The sequence below is a fragment of the Rodentibacter sp. Ppn85 genome (genome assembly GCF_001999335.1).
GTDB lineage: Bacteria > Pseudomonadota > Gammaproteobacteria > Enterobacterales > Pasteurellaceae > Rodentibacter.
Genome location: NZ_MLHS01000100.1, coordinates 1 through 10,557, shown reverse-complemented (window position 1 = coordinate 10,557; position 10,557 = coordinate 1). Strand labels below are relative to the sequence as shown.

The following is a 10,557-nucleotide window of genomic DNA, read 5'->3' as shown; positions in this document are numbered from 1 at the left end:
ACGGTTCGGACAGCCCTTCGGTTAACTGAAAACTCACCACATCAAAATGATATTTATCCCCGCTATCAAGGGTATAGCGGTAGTCGGATTGGGTTGTCATAAATCATCCTTTTATTTAACTTGTAATGTGTTATTAGTATAGTGCAAACACCAAATCTTATACAATGATTAATAAATTCCTATTTGATACCTGCAACAAAGTGTTGTTAGAAATAAGAAAATAGCGTTTTTCTGACCGATCTTTCATCAATTTTATTGACTAGGTTAAAGATTTCATTATAGTTAAACTCTTTCACATTTTTTCAATAGGAACTATTTATTCATGACGCAATCCACTCCAAAGCGCGAGACCTTCTCCGGTCGTAAAGCATTTATTCTTGCCGCGATTGGCTCGGCCGTCGGTTTAGGCAATATTTGGCGTTTTCCTTACACCACCTATGAAAATGGCGGCGGTGCATTTATCATTCCTTATCTTGTTGCCTTGTTAACAGCAGGAATTCCGCTTTTATTCTTAGATTATGCTATCGGACATCGCCATCGTGGCGGCGCGCCTTTATCTTATCGCCGTTTCAGCCCGCACTTTGAAGTATTCGGTTGGTGGCAGGTGATGGTGAACGTTATTATCGGCTTATATTACGCCGTGGTATTAGGTTGGGCGGCAAGCTATACCTATTTTTCTTTCAACGGTGCATGGGGCGATAAACCTATTGACTTCTTCATCGGTGAATTTTTAAAAATGGGCGATATTACTAACGGCGTCAGTTTTGAATTTGTCGGTATGGTAACCGGCCCATTAATTGCCGTATGGGTGATTGCATTGGGCGTACTTTCCATGGGTATTCAAAAAGGGATTGCAAAATCATCGTCTATTTTAATGCCCGTTCTTGTGGTGATGTTTGTTGCTTTAGTGGTCTATTCTCTCTTTTTACCGGGTGCGGAAAAAGGATTAAACGCACTTTTCACACCGGATTGGTCAAAACTTTCCAACCCAAGTGTGTGGATTGCGGCTTATGGTCAAATTTTCTTCTCCCTTTCTATCTGTTTCGGGATTATGGTGACTTACGCTTCCTACCTGAAAAAAGAATCGGATCTCACGGGTAGCGGTTTAGTTGTTGGTTTTGCCAATAGTAGCTTTGAAGTTTTAGCCGGTATCGGAGTCTTTGCCGCACTAGGGTTTATTGCGACCGCACAGGGTCAAGAAGTCAGCGAAGTGGCAAAAGGCGGTATTGGTTTAGCATTCTTCGCATTCCCAACCATTATCAACAAAGCACCGTTTGGTGAAGTACTTGGCGTATTGTTCTTCGGTTCACTGACTTTTGCGGCATTAACTTCCTTCATTTCGGTAATTGAGGTAATCATTTCTGCCATTCAAGACAAACTGCGTATTCGCCGTGCCAAAGTGACCTTTATTGTCGGTATTCCAATGATGTTCGTTTCCGTAATTTTATTCGGCACCACAACCGGCTTACCAATGCTTGACGTGTTTGATAAATTCGTCAACTATTTCGGTATCGTTGCCGTGGCGTTTGTTTCTTTGATTGCTATTGTGGCGAACGAAAAACTCGGTTTATTAGGCGATCACTTAAACGAAACCTCTTCTTTCAAAGTCGGTTTCTTCTGGCGTCTATGTATCGTACTCACTACCGGTATTCTTGCCTTTATGTTATTCAGTGAAGGAGCAAAAGTATTTTCCGAAGGCTATGAAGGCTACCCAAATTGGTTTGTTAATATTTTTGGTTGGGGCATGGCAATTAGCTTGCTTGTGATTGCATTTATCCTGTCTCGTTTAAAATGGAAAAGTGAAACCCAATTAACGATGGAAGCAAAAGGAGAATAAAATGAGTTCTAGCGCAATTATCATGATGATCATTGCCCTTGGCGTGATTTGGGGTGGTCTCTTTTTTGCCCTTGTCAGATTACCAAAAGAAAAATAATGAAATTATTGACCGCACTTTGCCAAAAGTGCGGTTGTTTTTTTGCCTTTAGCAAGCAAGATTAACGCCCATTAATACAAAATTTTACTACGCAAATTTGCTATAATTTGCACATTTCAATTGCTTTCTCAAAAACCATGGATATTCTTATTGTTATCATCGCATTAGGTATTTTCTCAATCCTTACGGTTATCCCTGCTATTCGGTTTGTGCAAACTCGAAATAATAAGGAATTTGAAGGTGAAAAACTCATTCCCTTTAGCTGTGGGAAAATATTTAGTGCTGAGCGTTATTATTTTAATTCCAAAGGCATTTTTATCTTCCGCGCAAGCCGACTGGTACATCATTATCAATTTGACGATTTAATCGCCTTGGAAAAAATGAGTGTGACGGTAAACAACCGAAAATATTGGTATATGCGTATTCACACCCCAAACGGGCAACGCCATTATCAATTTATCCCGAAGGATACGATTTTTAATGACAATTTCACACAATTTTATCAATTCTTAAAAACCAACCGTCCCAATAAAGTAAAAGGGAAATGGTATAGATGGTTTGCAGGAATTTAAAAATTCAGAAAAAATTGACCACACATATAGAATAAATTGCTGCCACTAGTAACTTTTTACGTGCAAATTAAGATTATTCCGCCGTTTAAAATCAATATGAATAAACCCTCTACTTACTACAAGTCAATCCATTATTTTTTGATAAATTTTCAGTTTTTTTTCTAGGTATGCCTGATGTTCTGCAAGTTTTTGTTGATGCTCAAGAAGTAATTCATAACGTTGACGAACAGTGTGCTCACCTAAATAACGCAATTCTGCATACTTTTTAATTTGAGAAATAGATGCACCTATTTCTTTCAACCGTAGAATAAAACCAACCCAGTCAATATCTCGCTCTCCATATATTCTATATCCATTGATATCCCTATTCGGACGCAAAAGATTTTCTTTTTCGTAGTAACGTAGCGTATCCATAGATAAACCACATTTTTGGGAAAATTCTTTAATTTTCATAAAAAAGTTCTTGCATTGGAGTTTACTCCAGAATTTATTCTATCCTTGCAATTTCGCAACCGGATAATTAAGGAGTAAATAATGTTAAATGAAGAATTGCTACAACAGGGGTTAATCACTCTCAACAATATTGATGGTGAACAAGGTAAGGCAGTAATGAATGCGTTGTCAGATATCGCACCCGATTTAGGAAAGTACATCATAGGCTTTGCTTTTGGTGAAATTTATAACCGCCCACACCTAGATCTCCAACAGCGCGAACTAGTTACATTAGCAGCACTAACAGCACAAGGCGGTTGTGAAAAACAACTAAATGTTCATATTCACTCCGCGTTGAACGTAGGTTTGAGCCGTGAACAAATAGTAGAGACTTTCATCCATTGCACTAGTTATCTCGGTTTCCCTAAAGCCCTAAATGCCATTTTTGTGGCAAAAGAGATTTTTAATGATCAATGTGAAAATTGACCGCACTTATGCTCCCTATATAAAAAGGTGGGCCACCCACCTTATGTCCATCACTTCGACAAATCAATCTGATACACCGCAAAACCAACTTCGTCCGTACCAACCTGTTTTATCGCATATTGTGCTTTTTCTTGGATAAATCGTGCCGCCTGTTCTGTCGGCGAAGTTTCAAAACGAACGTCTAATTTATCATTGCCTGTGATAGGAATAAAACGCCAGTTTTTGTCCGCACTTGGATTGACCGCACCGTCTTTCTCACTGGTTGCTTTAATATAATCCACAAGAATCTGACGGTTTTCATCCGGTGAGGCATACACAATATGTTGATCGCCTGTACCCGGGAATTTATTACTGTAAGCACGATAATTGTTGGTAGCGATTAAGAATTCCGCTTTCGGATCAACCGGCTTACCTTGATAAGTCAGGTTCACCACACGGTGCGAGTCCGGATTAATGAGTTTACATTCGCCATCATAACGTGCCGGTTTAGTGATGTCGAATTCATAATTCACACCGTCAATCACATCAAAATTATAGGTACGGAAACCTTCCCAATTAATCAGTGATTGCGGTTTATCCGTGGTTGGATCGATTTGATTGAACATTCCTGCGCTACATTCAAGCCATTCTTTGAGCTGTTCGCCCGTCACTTTTACTACCACAAGGGTATTCGGATAAAGATAGAGATCCGCTGCGTTACGGAATGTCAGTTCACCTTTGTTCACTTCCGTGTATCCTGTCGGATCGTTTTTACGTCCACCGGCTTTAAATGGCGCTCCCGCACTTAAAATCGGCAAGCCTGCCATTGCCGCCACACTTGGTGCGACTTTTTCTACATAGGCTTTTTGTGCTTGATTCACAATTTGGATAGTCGGATCATCTTGCACCAAAGCTAAGTAGCTGTACATATTGTCGGTCGCTTTACCAATCGGCTGCGACACAAATTTGCGGGTCGCTTCGTGAACTGGCTGTAAAAGTGCGGTCAATTCCGGATCATTTTCTGCGAGGGCTTTTTTGTTTTCCGCATCAAAAATAGGGCGGAGGGCTGCCCGTCCTTCCGTAACAATCCATTTCCCTTGGTGCTCGGTTAAACCTAAATCCACTACGCTGATATTATTCGCCCAATAACCCGCCATACTTTCCGGCACACCTTTTACCGTACCTTTCACAATGTCGGCATGAGGTGATTTGGCGAACTCTTTATTCGGGAATAAACGGTGTGAATGACCAAAAATCACCGCATCAATGTGCGGTACATCCGCCAAGTAAAATGCCGAGTTTTCCGCACCTTCACGATATGGCTCGTCAGACGGTCCGGTATGTGCCAATGCAATCACAATATCCGCCCCTTTTTTCTTCATTTCAGGAACATATTGTTGTGCGGTTTTGACAATATCACGAGCCTCCACCTTGCCCTGCAAATTCGCCTTATCCCATACCATAATTTGTGGCGGTACAAAGCCGATATAACCGATTTTCAATTTATGGCTCTTACCTTGGTTATCCAGCACGGATTTTTCTTGAATCACATAAGGAGTAAAATACGGCTCATCACTCCCCGCTTTTACGACATTTGCATTGATAATCGGGAATTTTGCCTGTTTCATCGCATCTGCCAAATAATCCAAACCATAGTTAAACTCGTGATTGCCAAGTGTACCTACATCATAATTCATGGCATTTAAACATTCTATTGCCGGATTTGCTTTGCCTTCTTTATAACCCTGCGCCGCTTGATAATCAGCAATAGGATTGCCTTGAATTAAGTCCCCGTTATCCACTAATACCGCATTTTTTACTTCGGCTTTAGCCTGACGAATTAAACTCGCCGCACGAGTAAGACCGAATTTATCCGTTGGGGCATCTTTGTAGTAATCAAAATCCGTTAAAAAACTGTGAATATCCGTGGTTGCCACAATACGTAAATCAATATCAGGCTTGCCTTTTGCCATCGTGAAACGGCTTGTACTTAATGCCAGGATAGTGGTTGCACCGATTTGAATAAAATGACGTCTGTTTATCATAAGAATATCCTTATTAGAGGAGTGAAAGTTAACAACATTCTAAGAAAAATAACCTAGTTTTGAAAGAAAGTGCGGTCGATTTTAAGAATATTTTTGAAAAAAAAGACGGTATAAACCGCCTTAGAAAATAGGCTATTACTCCAATAACCGCTGTAATAATCCGCTATAAATATTTACTCCTGTGAGTAATTGTGTTTCATCAAAATCAAATTCCGCTTCATGATGACCGGCGCTACGATCGGCACCAAGGATAAAATAAATCGCTTTCCCGCCGTGCTCCTGCACGCGTCTGCCTAAAACTGTGGCATCTTCACTGGCGTTGAAGGCGTAATCGGCATTAACGCTGTGGATTTGTGGTTGTTGTAAGGCAATCTCCTCCACTAATTGCACTAATTCCTCATCATTATTCATATCCACTGCCTCACCCACAACTTCCGTTTCATAAGACACATCAAAGCTAACGGAGATACCTTTGGCAATTTGCATCACTTGCTCGGTCATGTATTCGTTAATTGTTTTATTTTCACCGCGCACTTCAAGTTGCAGCTCAGCTTCTGCCGGGATTACATTGCGCCCTTCCCCTGCTTTCAGTACGCCGACATTAATACGGCTCATCCCTTCACCATGGCGGGCAATGCCCTGCAATTGTGTAACAGCATGGGCTGCGGCAAGTAACGCATTACGTCCTAAATGGGGTGCTGCGCCGGCGTGTGCCGGTTTGCCATGGTAGCGAATGTCAATTTTACTTGTTGAGAGAAAGTTTTTTGGATTAGAAATTACCGTACCGGAATTTGCACAAAAACTGATATGCGAACCGGCAAAATAATCCGCATCATCAATCACACCGCTGGCTGCAATAGCCGCAGCACCACGCACGCCTTCCTCTGCCGGTTGGAAAACAATTTTTACTTTACCGCTGAGTTTATCTTTGTTCCGAGCGATCCATAATGCTGTCCCTAAGCCAATAGTAATATGCGCATCATGACCGCAAGCATGCATAAAACCATCATTAATAGACGCAAACCCCTCTGTATTCGGAATATGTGTAGGTATGCGAGTTTCGGTCACATTGACGCAGTCAATATCAAAACGTAAAGCTACGGTTTTACCCGGTTTACCGGAATCAAATACTGCTACACAGCCGGTGTATCCCTCCATTTTGTCGAGCCATTTTTCATTCATACCATAGGCTTTTGCTTTCACCAAACCATTATCCACCACTGCTTGTTTGCGTCCACGAACAAAATCAGGGTTAATAATTTGCTTGCCCATTAAAATTTCAAAACAACCAAGGCTTTCTAAATAATCCGCAATACGTGCCGTTGTCCAAAATTCGCTCCAACCGATTTCAGGAAAGCGATGAAATTCACGACGCCAATGAGTGAGTTGGGATAAATCTAAGTTCATTTTTTTCTCCTTAAAAATACTTAATGAAAAAATACCGCACTTTGTGTATCGTGCGGTGAAATTTGAGGGGTTATAACATAAACAATGCCAAGAATAAGACGGCAAGCACCATTCCCGGAGCAGTACGTTTCACCATTTCAACCGGACTTACCATGGCAAGACCGGCACAAACAATGGTGACTCCTGCAATCGGTGAAGCTGTACGACCTAACGCACCAGCAATCGCGGCAGCCATTCCAAGATTCACATGGGTATAACCTAGTTCTACCGCATGTGGTGTAACAGCACTATTAAAGGCAATAGCAGCGGCATCGCCGGAACCGGTGATTAAGCCCATTAAAAATGGCCCGATAGTCGCTCCCCAACGTACAAATTCATTAGACTCTTTTAAGAAAGCGATAGCAGCATCTACTGCGCCAGTTGATTTTAACCCTGCGACAAATACGCTTGCGGCAATAATAATGCCGAGTACATTGGCGTAAGAATTGCCCATTCCGTTAAAAAATTCTTCAGTGATTTTGACCGGTGAAATACGGGTAACGATAATGCCGTAAATAGCACCGATAAGCATTGCTTGCGGTACGCCCATTTTCGTCCATTCAAGACCCGGAGTTTGTTGTAAAGAGGTTCCGCCAACGACCAAAATAATTAATGGTAATAATGGCGCAATAGCATATAGCACATTTACGCCTTGTGCCGTGTTTGTTTCGCTTTCTTTTTGTTCGGCAAGATAGGCTTTGCGATGTTCTTCGCCATAATCTTTAAAAACGAGGGCTAAAATCGTCAATACAATCGCACCAATCGCCCCCGCAATCATATTGTAAGGAGCGTGGGAAAGGTTCACTTGAGTAATAGTTAAACCCGACATTTCGCTAATCATGGCAGAGTGGGAAGAGCCCGGGCTCATCATAGAACCAAAAGTTCCGGCCAGAATAGCGGCTCCCGCAGTGGCGGGGCGAACTCCCGCACTTTTTAATACAGGGATTAATGTTGCACCCACCGCCGCCGCACAACCGGCAGCAGAAGGAATCGCAATGTTAATAAAGAAAGTAATAATAGTGGCGATAGGAATTAAGAAAAATTTTAATCCACTTAACGGTTTAGTGAGTAAATGTACCAAATGCGTATCGCATTGGGTGTATTTCATTACATAGGCGAACCCCATACTGGAACAGATCGCCATAATTAAACCGGCGGACGTCATACTCTTTGCAAAGGCATCAAGTGCGCCCATTGGGTTTAGCGTAACAATTGACATCAACAAACCAATACCGATTAACACGGTTCTTGTTTCCGCCTTTTTAATCAAAAAATAAATAGTAGCCAAAATACCAATAATAGCCACCAAAGATTTAAACATTTCCATAATTAATGTTCCTTTTAGGTTAATAAGAAAAAGTATGATTCACAGCAAAGGATTCACATTGCATACCTTCACTGAAACGTAAAATAGGATTTTCACCTAGCACTGTCGCCTGTTCTCCTTGAATATGTAACGCCGATCCTTCCGGTAAAGCATAAACAAGTGCGGTCGGATTGACGAGTAAAAACTCAGCCAAACGCTCTTCGCGACTTTCACCGTTGTGACCTTGCATTTTACCGGAAATAAAGTGAGGATTAATTTGATGAGGAAATAGTTGCAATGCAGAAAAAGAAGGTGGATAAGTGATTGGCATATCGTTGGTCGTCATAATAGAACATCCTGCCACATTTGCTCCTGCGCTCCAACCAAAATACGGCGTTCCGCCATTCACTTTTTCCCGAATGGCTTCAATTAAATTATGTTCGTAAAGCTGCCTTAATAAGCAAAATGTGTTGCCTCCACCAATTGCTATCACATCTGCCCGTTCAATAACATCTCGATGTTGTTTACCATGATGGACAGAAACAATTTCTATCTCTATATCTGACAATGCCTCACGTACAGTTTTCTCATATTCATCGAAACTGCGGCGTACTCCCGCATAAGGTACAAAAGCGATTTTTTTACCGCGATAATCATTTAAAAAAGATTGTAACCAAGGTACGGCATGTTCTAAATACCCGGTTTCCTTGTATTTTGAACTGCTGAGCAGTAACATTGTCTTTGTTTTCATTTTCTACTCCTTTTAAGTTAAGCAAATATTTAACAAAATTGTCATTATGCATAGAAAAAATAGGATAGAAATGATCTTATAAATAAAAAATGATAAAAATCAAAAAATAAATAATAACAGGAGAAAACTATGTCGATTAACCTTCAGCGTGTACAACATTTAATAGAAAAATTAGCCTCAATCTCATCTTCTTCAAGTGAACTAACCCGTTTGGCATTTACCTCTGAAGATGAAAAGGCACATGATATGCTCATTGAATTATGTCGCCAATACAATTTATCAATCAGACGAGATGCTATCGGCAATCTTTTTATTCGTAAAGCGGGGAAAGAAGATCATTTGCCTGTTGTTGCATTTGGATCTCACATTGATACGGTGGTAAATGCAGGAAAATTTGACGGGCCTTTAGGCGTTATTGGGGGATTAGAGATACTCTTACAATTGTGCGAGCAAAATATTCAAACTCGCCATCCGTTGGAATTAATCGTTTTCACCTGTGAAGAATCCAGCCGTTTTAACTTTGCTACATTGGGAAGTAAAGTCATGTGTGGTATGACAAATCAAGAAAAATTAAGCCAATTACGTGATAAACAAGGCAATACCTTAGCCAAAGCAATGAGCAAAATAGGAATGGATTTTAATTTAATTAATCAAGCTAAACGTGATACAAAAGATTTCAAATGTTTCTTTGAACTTCATATTGAACAAGGACCTCGTTTAGAAAATGAAAATAAAACGATTGGCGTAGTTACAGGGATTGCAGCGCCAATTCGTGGAATTGTGAAAATTAACGGACAGGCCGATCATTCCGGTGCAACAGCAATGCATTATCGTCACGATGCATTATTAGGCGGTGCGGAACTTTCCCTTATCATTGAACAAGCTGCAATCAATGTTAAGCATTCGACCGTTGCTACTGTCGGAAATCTGACCGCTAAACCGGGGGTTATGAATGTCGTCCCCGGATACTGTGAATTACTTGTTGATATTCGGGGCACAAATACGGAGGCTCGTGATTCTGTTTTGGAAGTATTACAAAGTGAAATCGAAAATGTAGCCAAAAAACGCGGATTATCTATTGAATTCCAACTGATCTCAAAAGATAACCCGGTTGTCCTGCCGCAAGAAATGATTGAACACATTGAAAATGCAGCTAAATCACTTGGTTATTCATATGAAATTATGCCTAGTGGAGCAGGACATGATGCAATGCATATGGCGACCCTTTGTCCAACAGGTATGATTTTTGTACCATCGCATTTAGGTATTAGTCACAACCCACTGGAATTTACAGAATGGAAAGATATTGAAGCCGGAATTAAAGTTTTACAAAAAGTCGTATTAGAACAAGCTGAGATTGGCTAAAAAATAAAACTTCTGCATTTCATAGCAATTGTTGTTTTATTAAACTAAATTCTTTCTATGCAACAATAGAAAAGAACGGTCTTTTTTAAGAAGTTTAAAACTAATTTTGAATATAAGTTTGATAAAAATATAAATAAAAATAAATCAAATGTTAAATAAATGTTATAAAAGATAAAAAAGTAAAATTTATTTTGACTATGATCACATTTTTAAATATTTATTATTGCTTCCACTTTTAGGA

General features: G+C 40.3%; 10 protein-coding genes. 5 read left to right on the top strand and 5 right to left on the bottom strand.

Translation table 11 applies throughout. The features are described from left to right. Positions 1–322: 322 nt before the first annotated feature. The 3 genes from BKL51_RS11565 to BKL51_RS11555 all read left to right on the top strand — a co-directional run bounded on the left by BKL51_RS11565 (position 323) and on the right by BKL51_RS11555 (position 2,506). Positions 323–1,837, top strand: coding sequence for a sodium-dependent transporter (locus tag BKL51_RS11565; RefSeq protein ID WP_077466795.1), 1,515 nt, complete (start codon positions 323–325; stop codon positions 1,835–1,837). A gap of 1 nt (position 1,838) precedes the next feature. Next, positions 1,839–1,934 (top strand): methionine/alanine import family NSS transporter small subunit, encoded by a 96-nt coding sequence (locus BKL51_RS11560; protein WP_077466794.1) that lies wholly within the window; start codon positions 1,839–1,841, stop codon positions 1,932–1,934. Between the two features lie 137 nt (positions 1,935–2,071). After that, positions 2,072–2,506, top strand: coding sequence for a hypothetical protein (locus BKL51_RS11555; RefSeq protein ID WP_077466793.1), 435 nt, complete (start codon positions 2,072–2,074; stop codon positions 2,504–2,506). Positions 2,507–2,629: 123 nt separating this feature from the next. On the opposite strand, the gene BKL51_RS11550 is transcribed toward BKL51_RS11555, so the two are convergent. Beyond that, the gene (locus BKL51_RS11550; RefSeq protein WP_077466792.1) at positions 2,630–2,959 is read right to left on the bottom strand and encodes a MerR family transcriptional regulator; all 330 of its coding nucleotides are present in this window, start codon (positions 2,957–2,959) and stop codon (positions 2,630–2,632) included. 81 nt (positions 2,960–3,040) lie between these two features. Between BKL51_RS11550 and BKL51_RS11545 the strand changes: the two genes are divergently transcribed. Continuing rightward, positions 3,041–3,424 carry a carboxymuconolactone decarboxylase family protein gene (locus tag BKL51_RS11545; RefSeq protein WP_077466791.1) on the top strand — a complete coding sequence of 128 codons (384 nt, stop codon included), beginning with the start codon at positions 3,041–3,043 and terminating at the stop codon, positions 3,422–3,424. 50 nt (positions 3,425–3,474) lie between these two features. On the opposite strand, the gene cpdB is transcribed toward BKL51_RS11545, so the two are convergent. From cpdB to pepE, 4 genes are all read right to left on the bottom strand, one after another. Continuing rightward, positions 3,475–5,448: a 2',3'-cyclic-nucleotide 2'-phosphodiesterase gene (gene cpdB, locus BKL51_RS11540; RefSeq protein WP_077466790.1), complete on the bottom strand. Its 1,974-nt coding sequence runs from the start codon at positions 5,446–5,448 to the stop codon at positions 3,475–3,477. 135 nt (positions 5,449–5,583) lie between these two features. Further along, positions 5,584–6,855, bottom strand: coding sequence for a M20 family metallo-hydrolase (locus BKL51_RS11535; RefSeq protein ID WP_077466789.1), 1,272 nt, complete (start codon positions 6,853–6,855; stop codon positions 5,584–5,586). 70 nt (positions 6,856–6,925) lie between these two features. After that, positions 6,926–8,221: a C4-dicarboxylate transporter DcuC gene (gene dcuC / locus BKL51_RS11530; RefSeq protein ID WP_077466788.1), complete on the bottom strand. Its 1,296-nt coding sequence runs from the start codon at positions 8,219–8,221 to the stop codon at positions 6,926–6,928. Between the two features lie 19 nt (positions 8,222–8,240). Then, positions 8,241–8,951, bottom strand: a complete 711-nt coding sequence (pepE, locus tag BKL51_RS11525; protein WP_077466787.1) for a dipeptidase PepE — start codon at positions 8,949–8,951, stop codon at positions 8,241–8,243. Positions 8,952–9,080: 129 nt separating this feature from the next. Between pepE and BKL51_RS11520 the strand changes: the two genes are divergently transcribed. Further along, entirely contained in the window at positions 9,081–10,316 is a 1,236-nt protein-coding gene (locus tag BKL51_RS11520; RefSeq protein WP_077466786.1) for a Zn-dependent hydrolase, read from the top strand. The last annotated feature ends 241 nt before the right edge of the window (positions 10,317–10,557 follow it).

Excerpts from the sequence above, each read along its gene's own strand:
- BKL51_RS11565 (WP_077466795.1), top strand. The coding sequence starts at position 323 with ATGACGCAATCCACTCCAAAGCGCGAGACCTTCTCCGGTCGTAAAGCA.
- BKL51_RS11560 (WP_077466794.1), top strand. The coding sequence starts at position 1,839 with ATGAGTTCTAGCGCAATTATCATGATGATCATTGCCCTTGGCGTGATT.
- BKL51_RS11555 (WP_077466793.1), top strand. The coding sequence starts at position 2,072 with ATGGATATTCTTATTGTTATCATCGCATTAGGTATTTTCTCAATCCTT.
- BKL51_RS11550 (WP_077466792.1), bottom strand. The coding sequence starts at position 2,959 with ATGAAAATTAAAGAATTTTCCCAAAAATGTGGTTTATCTATGGATACG.
- BKL51_RS11545 (WP_077466791.1), top strand. The coding sequence starts at position 3,041 with ATGTTAAATGAAGAATTGCTACAACAGGGGTTAATCACTCTCAACAAT.
- cpdB (WP_077466790.1), bottom strand. The coding sequence starts at position 5,448 with ATGATAAACAGACGTCATTTTATTCAAATCGGTGCAACCACTATCCTG.
- BKL51_RS11535 (WP_077466789.1), bottom strand. The coding sequence starts at position 6,855 with ATGAACTTAGATTTATCCCAACTCACTCATTGGCGTCGTGAATTTCAT.
- dcuC (WP_077466788.1), bottom strand. The coding sequence starts at position 8,221 with ATGGAAATGTTTAAATCTTTGGTGGCTATTATTGGTATTTTGGCTACT.
- pepE (WP_077466787.1), bottom strand. The coding sequence starts at position 8,951 with ATGAAAACAAAGACAATGTTACTGCTCAGCAGTTCAAAATACAAGGAA.
- BKL51_RS11520 (WP_077466786.1), top strand. The coding sequence starts at position 9,081 with ATGTCGATTAACCTTCAGCGTGTACAACATTTAATAGAAAAATTAGCC.